Here is a 13,465-nt window from a genome sequence, read left to right on the forward strand (position 1 = left end):
TTAAATGGCCTGTTGCTGTTGTTCGGTGGCATGATTTTTACGGCGGCACTCGTCTAGAACTGCACGTAGGTCATCCACCCGCATGGGTTTGGTGACGTAGGCATCCATGCCGGCATCGAGGCATTTCTGACGGTCGCCTTGCATGGCGTGGGCAGTCATGGCGGAAATGAATGTGTTTGTCTTACTGGGACCGCAGACGCCCTTGCGGATCAGCCGGGTGGCGGTATAGCCATCCATGACGGGCATCTGGCAATCCATAAAGATAATGTCGAAACATTGCTCCTTGAGCTTTTCGATGGCGATGGCGCCGTTTTCGGCGAAATTTACGCAGCACTGTAGGTTTTCCAGAAAGCGTTGAGCGACGTGTCGATTGACGGCATTGTCTTCGACTACCAGAACTTTAAGCGCGGTTTTATCTTCGGAGTCTGCGCAGCTGTGATCGGTTTCCGTTTCCGACCAGGGAGTGTGCTCATTTTGGCTGGGAGCGGATGGCGTTGAAGTGGCTTCCAGCTCGATGCTCTTGGGGAAGGGGATGGTCACATGGAAGACCGAGCCCACGCCTAGAGTGCTTTGGCAATCGACTTCTCCGCCCATTAAGTTGGCGAGCTTGCGAGAAATCGATAGCCCGAGGCCTGTGCCTCCAAAGTCCCGCGAGGTTGAGCCGTCGGCCTGGACGAATGGCTTGAAGAGGTTGGAGAGGTTGGCAGGATCGATGCCGATGCCGGTATCGCGAATGCTGATACGGATGAGTGCCTCTTCTGCGCTTTCGCGAATGATTTCGCTGCTGAGTGAAACGGTGCCCGCTTTGGTGAATTTGACTGCATTGCTGACCAGGTTGTTGACAATTTGGCGGACACGTACGGCGTCGCCACTCAGTTGGTAAGGCAGCTTGCAATCGCTATGGTTGAGCTGGATGTTTTTACTGCGTGCCCGCTCTTGGTAGAGCATAATGCAGGAGTTGAGCAGCTCCTGTAGATCGAAGCGCTCGTGCTCGATTTCCAGTTTGCCTGCTTCGATTTTAGAAAAATCGAGAATGTCGTTTATAATGCGTAGCAGTGCGTTGACGCTCACTTCGGCGGTCGAGACGAGTTCGTTTTGTTCTTCGTCGAGTTTGGTTTCGGCCAGCAGTGAGAGCATGCCGACGATGCCATTCATCGGGGTGCGAATCTCGTGGCTCATATTGGCCAGGAACTCACTTTTTAGGCGAGTGGCTTGCTCGGCTACGTTACTTGCCTCGATGAGCTTGGCATTGGTGTGCTCCAGCTCGTCGGTCAGGTGTTCCAGTTGATCATTCTTCCACTGTAGTCGCTGCTTATGTTCGTCGGTTTCTTTGAGCTGTTTGTGCAGTAGCGAGTTCTGGACGCGAATCAGTGTGTCGGTGGAGATTAAGCCGCGAAGCTTGTTGTGCGAATCTACGATGATGATGTCGTCGTGGAAGTCTTCTCGCTTACGATTGAAGACTTGCTGCAGGGTTTGGTGCACGTCGGTGTCGTCGCGGACGATGATTGGGTTTTCAACGATGAAGTCGACGATCTGGCGTTGCGCATAGACTGCGTGTCCATAGCGGGCGCTGAGGCACTTGTTGATTTTGACTGCAGAGCAGAGTCCGACGACTGTATCGCCACGTTTCACTGCCAGAAAATCGACCCCCTTTTCGGCGGCGAGTCTACTGGTGGTTTCTAGTGTTTCGTGGTCGGGGACGGAGAGTGAATGTGTGATCAGCTCGTCCAGGTTGATGTCTTCATGTGCAGCCATAGTCGGCTGGACGCTAGCGTCCAGTCGCTGGGGCTAAAAGCTGGAAAAGTGTGCTTTTAGTTAAGTTATCGTGACGAACGTAAAAGAGTTATCAATTTTTGTGGAGCTTAGCAAAAATTGAGCAATTCGCACCAGTCCTGGTAAGTGATCTCCTCGGGGCGAATACTGGGAGAGTAGCCTTTGCTGAGTAAATGTTCAAACCAGGCAGTGATGCCTGGAGTGGCTTCTTTTTTGCATAGGCTGCCGAGTTGTTTGCGTCGGAGCGTAAAGATGCGACGGATGCAGGCCCGAATCTCCTTGGGGAAATGGACGGCGTCTTCTTTTAGGTCCAAGCGCAGCAATACGGAATCGACCTTGGGAGCGGGGTGAAAGCACTGGGCGGAGACCAGATGCCGGCTGTGCATCTTATACGCGGCTTGCAGGAAAATGGAAATTGCGCCGAATGTTTTACTCCCATGGGGCGCCACATAGCGGTCGGCGGCTTCTTTCTGCAGCATCAGCACCATGCGCTGTGGCAGCGGTCCGGAAAGGACGGCGTCCATCCATGGGGTGGACACGGCGTAGGGGAGGTTGGCCACGATCTTATAGCCCGATTCCGCGTGCTCGCTTGGGAGTGCTGCAATGGGATAGTCGAGGCAGTCGCCTTCGATCAATTGTAGCTTGGGCTGTTCGGGGAGAACATTTGTGCGCAAATGTGCCGCCAGAGTTGCGTCGCGTTCTACGGCCCAGAGCGAGGCACCGCTAGCGAGGATCGCGCGGGTGAGTGTGCCCAGGCCAGGGCCGATTTCGACGACGGCGCTGCCGGGGCCGATCTCGGCGAGGTCGATGGATTTGCGCACGATATTGCCGTCCACTAAGAAGTTTTGTCCCAGTTTTTTGTTGGGAAGGTGCTCTAGTTGATGCAGGAGCTCACGAGTGGCTGTAGGACTTAGTGGCATGGCGCTTTGCTTGAACGTGGAACATTGAACGTCCAACGCTGAACGTTGAATAGGTGGGAATGCTTCATGATTCGATGTTGGGAGTTCGATGTTCGATGTTCAATTAAGCGTTGTGGAAGGCTTCGATGAGTTCTTCGGGGTTTTCCGATTTCATCAAGGCTTCGCCGACGAGAATAGCATCGGCACCGCAGGCGCTGGCGCGTTCGGCGTCTTCGAGGTCGAAGATGCCGCTTTCGCTGACTTTGATTATCCCGTCGGGAATCTGAGGGATCAATCGCTCGGATGTGGCCAGATCGGTTTTGAAGCGCTTGAGGTCTCGGTTATTGACGCCGATAATCTTGGGGTCGAACTTGAGCGCTTTCTCCAGCTCGCGTTCTTCGTGGATTTCGTAGAGCGCATCGAGTCCGGCGATACCGGCGGCGTCGCGCAGGGCTTTAATCTCGTCGTTTTCCAGGGCGCGGACGATGATCAAGATGCAACGGGCCCCTGCTTCGGCCGCTTCGGCGACTTGCACGGGGTGCACCATGAAGTCTTTGCGCAGGCAAGGCGTCTTGCGATTGTGGCATTCGAGGAACTCGACGACATCCCAGAGATCTTTCAAGGAACCGCCGAAGTAATCGGTATCGGTGAGGATGGAGAGGCAGTCGGCCTCGGCGTTGATATATTCGCGGGCCTGCTCGACCGCATCGAGTGAGGCGGATGCGATCTCACCGGCGGAGGGCGACTTCCGCTTGATCTCGGCGATCACAGAGAGACGATCTTTACGGGCCAGGGCTTTGAGGAAGCTGCCTCCTTGGGTCTGCATGCGACCGAGACGCTCCAGTTCCTGATCGCGGACGGGGCGTATTTGATTTCGCAGGGAGTGCCGCTTGGCGGCCATGATTTCGGATAATTTGTCCATACTTTATGGGGAAAGTGTCTGCGCTCTGCGTGAAGTTCAAGCCGGAGTTTCATGCATTCGGGCTATTCGCTTGAACTTAGCTGTGGGCAGCATGTATTCTTTGGGAAATATGATTCAACCGTGGATGAGAGCTTTTTGCCTTGCAGGGGTATTTGTCATGGTTGGCTTGGGGGTCTTGTATTTTAAAAGTGCTGCGATCTTTGAAGCGATCGTATTGCCACGCTTGGAGGCGCGTGGCGGGCAGCTGGAGCTGGAATCGCTGCGTCTCAGTTTGTCGGGGGCAGAGTTGCAGGTGACGCACTATCAAGAGGCGAATCTGCGTGTGGAGGGCTTGCGCCTTTTTTGTCCATGGAGCCAAGTTTGGTCGTTAGCCGAGGGCTATGTAGGCAGTGTGTATGTAGATGCTGTGCATATTCGATTGAGTGAGGACACTGCAGTCGAGAAAGCCGGGGGTGGTGACTCGGTGGACCAGGTTGGGGATCGATCGAGTCTCGCGGGGAAGGTCGCAGAGTGGGCGACTTTGATCGATGGCTTGCCTGTTTTAGCGCTGGACGTGACAATCGCGGATTGGATGCTTGTCGCCGGTGGACAGTCGTTGCATGGCGACTTGGAGCTTTCGCTACTGCGCGGAATGGGGGAGGCGACGCATATTGCGGCCCACTTAAAGAGTCGTGGGCTTGAGTTGGACTCGCGCCTCAAGGTGCTGGCTGGGGGCGAGGGTCTCTCGCTGGATTTTACACTCAGTGGGCAGGATTGGGATCATTTTCAGGCAGATTATTTGCAAGCGATCTCGTCGCAGTGGACGCAGGCAGGCGGGGAGCTATATGTCAATTCGATGGGAGATGGCCGTGGTTTTTTGGATGCTTCGGGCTATGCGCGTTGGTTGCGTGTGGCACCGGAGCAGTTGAGCTACAGCGTGCTGGCTGATCTGGGGGCGGTTGAAATCTATGCACCTACGGGGGAGTTAATTTTACAGCAAATGGCTGCGGGCCTGGCTCGTGATCGAGCAGGGCGTGTGCGATCTTACGCCAAGGGGGACATCGATTCGGTTCGAGTGGGGTCTTGGATGGAGACGGGCGGCGAGTGGGCGGTTAGGCAAGACCATGCGGCATTGGCGGGGGAATTACGCATCGGTAAGTCTATTTCACTGTCTGTGGCGCATGAGGATTGGGCCCAGTTGCGTCAAGGAAACGGAAGGGGGCGTTTTTATTTGGAGGCGAGTTCGGTGGATGCTGAACTTTTGCGTGCGTTTGACTTGGCTGGAGTTCCTGATGACTTGACCGTAGACTTAGAGCTGCGTGCGGAGGGCGAAGGAGTGTTTGCTGCGTGGCAGCTTGTGAGTGCGCAAATTGAAGTGGATACGCTGGTCAGGGAGGCCGCGTTGACCACTACCGGCGTTTCGCTTGAAAATGCGCGGGCTCAGGTCGATCTGGAAGTCTCGGATGCCAGGCTACAGAGTGGTTTATTGGAGCTGAATATTGAGCTGCTGGATGTGCTTGGTTTTGGCTTTGATCAATTGAATCTAGAGATGCGGACGGATGAGGATGCCTTGTTGGCCTTGCAGCCAGTGCATGTGGGATTTCTGGGTGGCGAATTGTTTATCGATGCGATGGAAATCGATCCATCAGAGCTGGAGGGGCTCAGTTTTCGTATTGGATTGAAAGAGATCGACCTCGCTCAACTCGCTACTGCTGTGCCTCAGTTTAAGGGAGAGGTCTCGGGGAAGTTATCCGGGCACTTGGTGGGTGTATTTAAAGAGGGACAGCCTGTATTGACAGATGGGCGACTCGATGTCGACCCCGAGCAGGGGGCGCGCTTGCGCTATGATGTGACTGGTTTACTCACGCGGGGCATGGCGGAAGGGAGCCCTTCTTATAAGCAGTATCGCATGGCAGAGCGCGCGTTTGAAGATTTAGCGCTCAAGCGTTTCAGCATCGATGTTTTTCCTGATGATAATCCCACTCGACCATTTCGATTGGAGCTCTTTGGCGAGTCTTTGCAGGGGAACACGATGGTGCCTGTGGATTTTAGTCTGAATGTTAACGTCGATGATACTGCCGGAGTCTTAGAGCTGCTGCGTATGATTCAGCGCGGAGAGCTGGAGTTTTGAATTCGACTGCCTGTCTGTGTGACTGAAAAAACGCGCTGCCAGTCGGAAATCTTTCGATTAGGATTATGGCACAAAAAAGCCGTCCCGGTGGGGGGACGGCTTTTGTTATGAAGCTTGCCGGGACCATCAGGCCTCGGCCTTTTCTAAATTACTTACGCTTTTGCGCTCTTGTAGTTCTCCTCGGCAGCGTTCCAATCGACGACATTCCAGAATGCTTCGATGTATTTTGGACGAAGGTTCTGATACTTGAGGTAGTAGGCGTGCTCCCAAACGTCGAGACCGATGACGGGTTTGCCTTCAACTTCAGCCACACCTGTCATGCAAGGGCAGTCTTGGTTGGGAGTGGAAGTCACTGCGAGTGAACCGTCTGCCTTTACGATGAGCCAAGCCCAACCGGAGCCGAAACGTGTGGCACCAGCTTTTGCAAATGCTTCTTTGAAGGCATCGAAGCCGCCGAGTTCTGCGTCGATGGCTGCAGCGAGTTCACCTACTGGAGCGCCGCCACCGTTGGGGCTGAGGATTTTCCAGAAGAAGCTGTGGTTGGCGTGGCCACCACCGTTGTTGCGTACTGCGCCGCGTTTTTCAGCAGGAACTGCTTCGAGGTTGCCGATGATTTCGCAAAGGCTTTTGTCTTCGAGGCCAGTGCCTTCGAGGGCGGCGTTTAAGTTGGTGACGTAAGCGTTGTGGTGCTTGTCGTGGTGGATTTCCATTGTGCGCGCATCAAAGTGCGGCTCAAGCGCATCATTTGCGTAAGGAAGTGCGGGTAGTTCGTGTGCCATGGTTTTTTTATTATAATTTAGGTTTAGTTTCTTAGAGAGAATGTAAGATGATGTGGAGTGTCCGACTCACTGTCAAATGACTGATTGGAAATTTCTACTGATTGGGCAGCGCTTTTTTGTCGTTGGAGCTGGCATTTGTGATTTTGACGACGACCGCGCTCAGCGCCAGCAGCGCGATGAGGTTGGGGATCGCCATCAAGGCGTTGAATGTGTCGGCCATGAGCCATACAAAGTCGAGCTCCATTAGCACGCCAATGGGCACGGCCACTGTCCATAAAATACGAAAAGGCCAGATTGATTTTTCGCCAAATAAGTAATGTACGCAACGCTCTCCATAGACCGACCAACCGATCAATGTCGTAAAGGCGAAGGTGGCTAAGCTAATTGAAACGATGAGTTGGCCGACTCCTGGGAACGCGGTTTCGAAGGCTGCTGAGGTCAGTGGTGCACCGGACTCGCCGCTGGTCCATACCCCCGTGAGTAGAATCGCAAAGCCAGTCATGCTGCAGATGACGATGGTATCTATGAAGGTGCCGAGCATGGCAATCATGCCTTGTTGGCGGGGGCTATTAGTTTGGGCATGTGCGTGGGCGATCGGAGCGCTACCGAGGCCGGCCTCGTTGGAGAAGACCCCACGCGCGACACCGAAACGAATCGCGGCCATCATTGCTGCGCCCGTAAAGCCACCCGCGGCGGCATGTCCGGTGAAGGCACTTTTTAAGATGAGCCCGATCATCTCGGGCACCTGGGCGATATGGATCACGATGATTGCAATGCCGAGTGCCAGATAGCTGAGTGCCATGATCGGCACGAGCTTGCCTGCTACAGCTGCGACGCGTTTCACTCCACCGAGAATCACAAAGCCAACCAGGCACATCAACACTAGGCCTGTCGCTTCGACAGGTATATTCAGTGAAGTGTAGAGTGCATCGGCGACGGAGTGGCTCTGTACGGTGTTGCCGATGCCAAAGCCCGCAATGGCTCCGAAAAAGCTGAAGGCGACTGCCAGCCAGGTCCATTTCTTGCCAAGTCCATTGCGAATATAATACATGGGGCCACCGACGTAACGGCCGGAGTCTGTTTGTTCGCGGTATTCCACCGCCAGGACGGCTTCGGCGTATTTGGTGGCCATGCCCACCAGCGCTGTCAGCCACATCCAAAACATGGCGCCGGGGCCGCCGAGCGCAATGGCAGTGGCAACTCCCGCTATGTTACCTGTGCCCATGGTCGCCGAGAGCGAGGTCATCAATGCGTTGAAAGGTGAGATTTCGCCCGCACTGGAATGGCTCTGGCGCCCTTTCCAGAGTAGTTTGAAGCTGGCTGCCAGTTTGAGCCAGGGCATGCATCGCAGCCGGATGGTTAAATAGATGCCAGTGCCCAGTATTAGAGTGAGCATGAAGGGCCCCCATACGAGGCCGTTGAGTTTGGAGAGAAGGTCATCGATCATAGGCTTGGTAGGTGGCGTGTTTTCGGAGGGTGAGGGTGTTCGTGCTTGCGTGTGGCGGGGCGACCTTGTGAGTCGCTTGGGCTATTTATTCGGAGTCGAGCGTTTTGCGCTCTTTATTTTCGAGGCGCTTCTTGTCGAAGAAGGCCTTTAAAATTTGGTGGTTCAACTCTTCCAATACGCCGCCGGTGGATTCGAATTTGTGATTACTGCGGGGGAGTGCGCCTAGGTCGGTCGCGCCGCCGACGCAACCCATTTTGGGGTCGGGTAAGCCGTAGTAAACCTTGCCGATGCGGGCGATTACCAGAGCTCCGGAGCACATCGGGCAGGGCTCTTTGGTCACGTAGAGTGTGCATTCGTTGAGTCGCCAGTCGCCCAAGGTGTTGGCTGCTTGGGAGATCGCGAGGATTTCTGCGTGTGCTGTTGGGTCGTTGGCGGTGCGCGATTGGTTATGCGCGGCAGCGATGATGCGTCCGTTGTGTTCGATCACTGCACCGATGGGCACTTCATCTTTTTTCCATGCCTCAATCGCCTCATTGTAGGCGTGGGTCATGTAGTAGCTGGCGTCGCGATTGAGTTCGGATGGATAGATCTTTTCGAAGGGACAGGTCATGTGATGGGACTGGAAGGAGGCGTATTGAAATATAGAGGAAGAGAGATTAGGCTTGAGGGAACTGTGGTATGTGAGAGCATTCTTGACTTTTAGTATAAAGGCGATTGTCTCGCCGCTTTCCTAATTATCTATGGCAAAAGCACAAAGCGAAGAATACGTTGAAGTCGAAGGCAAAATTGTAGCGGTCCTCCCGGGCACTATGTTTCGTGTCGAGCTTGCGAATGGGCACCAGGTGCTCGCTCACATCTCGGGTAAACTTCGCAAGCACTTTATTAAGATCACGACTGGTGATACCGTAAAAATGGAGATGAGCCCTTACGATTTGGATAAGGCGCGCATCGTCTATCGTTTACGTAACGCTCATGTGCAGCGCAATGCGCCTAAGCGAAGTTACGGTCCACGTCGTCGATAGCTCTCTTCCTCCCTATATTCTCGAATCATGAATAAGCTATACGCCTCCATTACTGACACCGTGGGCAGCACGCCTTTGGTAAAAATTAACAACACGACTGCCGGCCTGAACGCTGACATTTATGTGAAATGTGAGTTCTTTAATCCTCTTGCGAGTGTTAAAGATCGTATTGGTAAGGCCATGATCGAAGCTGGCGAGCGCGATGGAAAAATCGGCGAGGGCAGCATTATTATTGAGCCGACTTCAGGTAACACTGGTATCGCATTGGCCTTTGTCTGTGCGGCTAAAGGTTATAAGCTCATTCTTACTATGCCGGAGACGATGTCGGTGGAGCGCCGTGTGCTGCTTCGTATGCTGGGGGCTGAGATTGTTTTGACACCTGGGCCTAAGGGCATGCCGGGGGCGATCGCTCGCGCCGAAGAATTGGTCAAGGAATATGGCGAAAAGGCTTACATGCCGCAACAATTTGAAAATCCTGCCAACCCTGAAGCGCACCGTAAGACGACTGCCGAGGAAATTTGGGCCGCGACTGATGGTAATATCGATGCTTTTGTCGCTGGTGTAGGTACCGGGGGCACTATCACTGGTGTGTCGGAGGTGATTAAGTCTCGCAAGGAACTGCTGACTGTCGCCGTTGAGCCTGTCAACAGCGCGGTTATCTCAGGCGAGGGCCCGGGTCCACACAAGATTCAGGGGATCGGAGCTGGCTTTATTCCAAAGAACTGCAACACCGATATCATCGACGATGTGATCAAAGTTTCGAATGAAGACGCATTTGCCACCGCACAGTCGCTGGCAGAAAAAGATGGTCTTCTGGTCGGTATTTCCACCGGGGCAAATGTTTGGGCGGCGATGGAACTCGCCAAGCGCCCTGAGATGGCTGGTAAGCGGATTGTTACCGTTGCATGCAGCTTTGGCGAGCGCTACCTCTCCACTCCATTGGCAGAGAAAGCCCGTGAAGAGATGGCGGCTGCAACTGCAAGCTAAGCTTTTGTTCGCAACTATAGTTTTACTAAGCCCCGATCCCTAGCGGGTTCGGGGCTTTTTGTGTTTACCTTCTCCTCTATCTACGGTCAGCCTATCGTTTCTTTAAATTCACTCAACCCAGCAAATTATATGTCGGTTACTGCAAAAATCCTTTTCCCCTGCGTCTCTTTAGCGGCGTTCGTATTCACTGCCTGTGGTTCTAAGTCAGAATCCACAGAAAAACCGGAAGCAAGTATTCCAGACGCACCGGATGCGGCCATTCAAACGATTGCAACGGAATTGAGCAACGGCAACGGGGCGATTCTTTGGGAGGCGATGCCTGCCAGCTATCAAAATGACGTCAACACGGTGGCGCAACTGGCGGGCACTAAGGTCGATGCAGAGATCTATAATAAAGGCTTTGCTTTGATTGGTCGCTTGGCAGATGTGGCGAATAAGCAAAAGGAGTTTATCTTAAATACCCAGTTAGGTGGTGAGAAGCCTGCTGAGCAGATCGCAAAAATTGAGGCTGCATGGCCTTCGATTATCGGATTTGTGAAGACCCTTACCGATAGTTCGCTGGCAAGTGCGGAAGGGCTGCAGGCGTTTGATGGTCTGGCGTTTTGCGAGACGACGGTTTCGACCTTGGTCGATTTTTCCCAGGACCTTGCTCAGCTGAGTGATGAGCCCAATCCATTGGATTTCGGCGCGGTGAAATTACTCGCGAGCACGGACACCACGGCATCCTTGGAAATGACCTTGCCTGATGGCACTGTGAATACTGAGGAATTTTCTAAAGTAGAGAACCGTTGGGTGCCGACCGAAATGGCCAGCAGCTGGGCCTCTGATATGGCCAATGCTAAGGCGCAGCTAGAGGCGATTTCGCCCGAAGAGATTGCGAAAAATAAACCTCAAATCATGGGAGCAATCACGATGTTTGAGGGCATTTTAGGGCAAATCGATGCGGCGGAAACTCAAGAGCAATTTGACCAAGCCCTGCAAGGCGCAATGATGCCAATTATGGGGCTCATGATGATGCAAGGTGGCATGGGGGGCGGTAGCGCACCTGCAATGCCAGCCGTGCCGACGCCGGCACCTTAATTGATTTTGCTTAAGCTGAATAAAGCGCTCCCGCTTGCGTTTCTTGCGGCTACATTTCTGCAGCCTTGTGTGGCTGTGCTGGATCATCGTGCACAGTCTTGGAAGCCACAGCAGGCTGTCGGCTCGGCTCAGTTGTCGATTGCAGATATTACGACGATCGTTCTTCCGCCTCAGATGTCGGATGAGCTGCGTGCTTCGGTCGACGATTTATTGGAGCAGTTACAAGTCCACAGTGGAGCTGTGCCCAAGCTCGTGTCTGAAGGGCATCCTAAAAATGCGCTCTATTTCGAGCACGTGCAAGACGGTCGAGAGGGTGGGGCCTTTACCATCCAGCGAGAGCGTACTCGTGTGATCATCCGTAGTGCGGACCAATCAGGTTGGCGTAATGCGCTCTATGCGATTATGAACGACCTGTTGGGCGCGCGCTGGTATTGGTCTGGCGACGTGGGCTTTGAGTTGGTTCCACCTTCACAAGCTCACTTTCCAAATCGATCTTGGCGTGAAGCGCCGGCTTTCGTGCAGCGGCGATTTTATCCAGTGAATACCGATTTTGCCCGGAGGAATCGTCTCAACTCCGTGTATTCCTTCAATCATAACTTAGCTAAGGTTTTTAACCGTGAGTTGTTTGAATCGAAGCCGGAAGTGTTCTCACTGGTCAATGGACGGCGCCGGGCGCCTCTTGGTAGTGGAGCCACCGATCCACAGCCGGATTTTACCCAGCCTGGCGCGGTTGAAGTTGCGGCGCAGGCGGCGTTAAATCATTTTGCCGAACATCCTGATAGTACCAGTTTCTCACTTTCGATTAACGACAATGTGCTTTTCGATACCAGCGAGCGAACGCAGGCGGCTGTCAGTCCGCTGCGTTATTTCAGAGGTCGTCCGGATTATACCAATCTAGTTTTTGGTTTTATGAATCAAGTCGCGGAGCGTGTGTTTGAGGTAGGCGGTGCTTGGCAAACGCCTTCGGGGGAGGACCGCTACCTGACAGCGCTCTCGTATTATTGGACCGAGCCTGCTCCTGCGATTCGTATTCATCCGCGTGTCATGCCGGTACTGACTTCAGATCGTGCGCAGTGGCACGATCCGGACTACCGGCAGCAGGATAAGGATTTGATTCGTGCATGGACCCGCTCCGGGGCCGAGCGGGTCGCGACTTGGGACTATTATTTCGGAGCGCCGTACCCGTATCCTCGTCAGTTTAACCAGTGGATTGCGGAGAGCCTGCGATACATGGCGGATGAGGGAGTTGACGTTTTCTTCTCCCAACTTCCGTCATTCTGGGGGCTGGACGGTGCCAAGGCTTGGCTGGGCTCGGAGTTGCTTTGGGATCCAACTCAAGATGCCGACGCTTTGTTGGATGAATATTACGCTTGCTTTTTTGGAGCGGCATCCGGAGCGATGCGTGCTTTTTATGAGACTGCGGAGGATTACCGGAACCAGCACGAGGGCGCTGCCGACTGGATAAAACTGTATAAGGACGAGTCGAGCATCGCGCTCTTCACTCCCGAGGTTTTGCAGCAAATGCGTGCTTACTTGCAGGTGGCTGCGGATAATGTCGCGGCTGAGCCGGACGCATTACGCTATCAACAACGCGTTGAAGTGGTCTCAGAGGCCTTTCGTTTGACGGAGTTATACGCGAGCTTTGATCAATCGAGAAGAGCGCTGGTCACTGCATGTCTGGATGGTGAGCCTTCTGCTGGGATCCAGATCTTATTGGAAATTTTTAAGGCGGCCGATCAGGCATACCGCAGTTATTTTGAGGGCTATGTCGGTAGTTCTTCGTATGCACCCGAACGCCGTAGCATTGCTCTCGGTCAATCCAATCCTGAACGATTGGCAATGGGTTTGCTACAGGAAGCACCCGGAGCGTTTGAAAGTCTGTCAGAGGACCCGACGCTGAAGCACCGTGACTATCGTGCGCGTGATTTTCTGGGTCCTGCTTTGCCACGAGTCGCTGGTTGGTATCTTGATTATCGCGCCAGCGAACACTTCAAGGTGGAGGCGAGTCAGCATTCCAAGCTGGAGTCTGCGGGGCTGCGTCTGTCAGGCGCAGATATTGTTTCAATCTTCCGCACTTTCCCTGTCGTTGAGCAGGATGCGTATGAATTCCGCTTGACGGGTAATTGGAAGACGAGCCTCGATAATCGTGTGAATGTTCACGTGGCTTGGTTGGATCGTGATGGGCGTAGCCTGGAATCTGAAATGCCGCTGCGCTTGCCGATCGAGCATCGGTCGCAACCGACAACGATTCGTCTGCCCTTTGTGGCTCCGGATAATGCCAGTGATGTTCGCCTTCGCATTGTTATCTCGCGTCAATATCCTGGAGATTTTCTCGACTTGAGTGAGCTCGATTTTGGGCGTGTTGCGCCGAAACCTTAATCGGGTTGTCGTGACTGCGGGCAGGCCGTCATATCGCGTAGTCGAGAATTTTGCTGAATTCTACTTG

Annotated in this window: 11 protein-coding genes; 5 read left to right on the top strand and 6 right to left on the bottom strand. The window is 53.8% G+C overall.

Going from position 1 to position 13,465, the window contains the following annotated elements:
* The 3 genes from SH580_RS14505 to SH580_RS14515 form a co-directional block, all read right to left on the bottom strand.
* A complete protein-coding gene (locus SH580_RS14505) occupies positions 1 to 1,755 on the bottom strand; it encodes an ATP-binding protein (RefSeq protein WP_319831560.1) in 1,755 nt (584 codons plus the stop codon).
* 107 nt (positions 1,756 to 1,862) lie between these two features.
* Positions 1,863 to 2,693, bottom strand: a complete 831-nt coding sequence (rsmA, locus tag SH580_RS14510; RefSeq protein WP_319831561.1) for a 16S rRNA (adenine(1518)-N(6)/adenine(1519)-N(6))-dimethyltransferase RsmA — start codon at positions 2,691 to 2,693, stop codon at positions 1,863 to 1,865.
* A gap of 103 nt (positions 2,694 to 2,796) precedes the next feature.
* Entirely contained in the window at positions 2,797 to 3,594 is a 798-nt protein-coding gene (locus SH580_RS14515) for an indole-3-glycerol phosphate synthase TrpC (RefSeq protein ID WP_319831562.1), read from the bottom strand.
* Positions 3,595 to 3,718: 124 nt separating this feature from the next.
* On the opposite strand from SH580_RS14515, the gene SH580_RS14520 reads away from it, so the two are divergent.
* Positions 3,719 to 5,704 (top strand): intermembrane phospholipid transport protein YdbH family protein, encoded by a 1,986-nt coding sequence (locus SH580_RS14520; protein ID WP_319831563.1) that lies wholly within the window; start codon positions 3,719 to 3,721, stop codon positions 5,702 to 5,704.
* Between the two features lie 152 nt (positions 5,705 to 5,856).
* On the opposite strand, the gene SH580_RS14525 is transcribed toward SH580_RS14520, so the two are convergent.
* The 3 genes from SH580_RS14525 to tadA all read right to left on the bottom strand — a co-directional run bounded on the left by SH580_RS14525 (position 5,857) and on the right by tadA (position 8,540).
* Positions 5,857 to 6,483 (bottom strand): superoxide dismutase, encoded by a 627-nt coding sequence (locus tag SH580_RS14525; protein WP_319831564.1) that lies wholly within the window; start codon positions 6,481 to 6,483, stop codon positions 5,857 to 5,859.
* Positions 6,484 to 6,577: 94 nt separating this feature from the next.
* The gene (locus SH580_RS14530) at positions 6,578 to 7,930 is read right to left on the bottom strand and encodes an alanine/glycine:cation symporter family protein (RefSeq protein WP_319831565.1); all 1,353 of its coding nucleotides are present in this window, start codon (positions 7,928 to 7,930) and stop codon (positions 6,578 to 6,580) included.
* An 85-nt stretch (positions 7,931 to 8,015) separates the two neighbouring features.
* Positions 8,016 to 8,540 carry a tRNA adenosine(34) deaminase TadA gene (tadA, locus tag SH580_RS14535; protein ID WP_319831566.1) on the bottom strand — a complete coding sequence of 175 codons (525 nt, stop codon included), beginning with the start codon at positions 8,538 to 8,540 and terminating at the stop codon, positions 8,016 to 8,018.
* Between the two features lie 130 nt (positions 8,541 to 8,670).
* Between tadA and infA the strand changes: the two genes are divergently transcribed.
* From infA to SH580_RS14555, 4 genes are all read left to right on the top strand, one after another.
* Entirely contained in the window at positions 8,671 to 8,952 is a 282-nt protein-coding gene (gene infA / locus SH580_RS14540; protein WP_345785319.1) for a translation initiation factor IF-1, read from the top strand.
* A 27-nt stretch (positions 8,953 to 8,979) separates the two neighbouring features.
* Positions 8,980 to 9,939: a cysteine synthase A gene (gene cysK, locus SH580_RS14545; RefSeq protein WP_319831567.1), complete on the top strand. Its 960-nt coding sequence runs from the start codon at positions 8,980 to 8,982 to the stop codon at positions 9,937 to 9,939.
* 129 nt (positions 9,940 to 10,068) lie between these two features.
* A complete protein-coding gene (locus tag SH580_RS14550) occupies positions 10,069 to 11,019 on the top strand; it encodes a hypothetical protein (RefSeq protein ID WP_319831568.1) in 951 nt (316 codons plus the stop codon).
* Positions 11,020 to 11,025: 6 nt separating this feature from the next.
* Positions 11,026 to 13,398 carry a DUF4838 domain-containing protein gene (locus tag SH580_RS14555; RefSeq protein WP_319831569.1) on the top strand — a complete coding sequence of 791 codons (2,373 nt, stop codon included), beginning with the start codon at positions 11,026 to 11,028 and terminating at the stop codon, positions 13,396 to 13,398.
* Positions 13,399 to 13,465: the final 67 nt, after the last annotated feature.

Source organism: Coraliomargarita algicola (assembly GCF_033878955.1).
In the GTDB taxonomy this organism is placed as follows: Bacteria; Verrucomicrobiota; Verrucomicrobiia; order Opitutales; family Coraliomargaritaceae; genus Thalassobacterium; species Thalassobacterium algicola.

Coding starts and splice junctions, on each gene's coding strand:
- SH580_RS14505 (WP_319831560.1), bottom strand. CDS start 1,755: ATGGCTGCACATGAAGACATCAACCTGGACGAGCTGATCACACATTCA.
- rsmA (WP_319831561.1), bottom strand. CDS start 2,693: ATGCCACTAAGTCCTACAGCCACTCGTGAGCTCCTGCATCAACTAGAG.
- SH580_RS14515 (WP_319831562.1), bottom strand. CDS start 3,594: ATGGACAAATTATCCGAAATCATGGCCGCCAAGCGGCACTCCCTGCGA.
- SH580_RS14520 (WP_319831563.1), top strand. CDS start 3,719: ATGAGAGCTTTTTGCCTTGCAGGGGTATTTGTCATGGTTGGCTTGGGG.
- SH580_RS14525 (WP_319831564.1), bottom strand. CDS start 6,483: ATGGCACACGAACTACCCGCACTTCCTTACGCAAATGATGCGCTTGAG.
- SH580_RS14530 (WP_319831565.1), bottom strand. CDS start 7,930: ATGATCGATGACCTTCTCTCCAAACTCAACGGCCTCGTATGGGGGCCC.
- tadA (WP_319831566.1), bottom strand. CDS start 8,540: ATGACCTGTCCCTTCGAAAAGATCTATCCATCCGAACTCAATCGCGAC.
- infA (WP_345785319.1), top strand. CDS start 8,671: ATGGCAAAAGCACAAAGCGAAGAATACGTTGAAGTCGAAGGCAAAATT.
- cysK (WP_319831567.1), top strand. CDS start 8,980: ATGAATAAGCTATACGCCTCCATTACTGACACCGTGGGCAGCACGCCT.
- SH580_RS14550 (WP_319831568.1), top strand. CDS start 10,069: ATGTCGGTTACTGCAAAAATCCTTTTCCCCTGCGTCTCTTTAGCGGCG.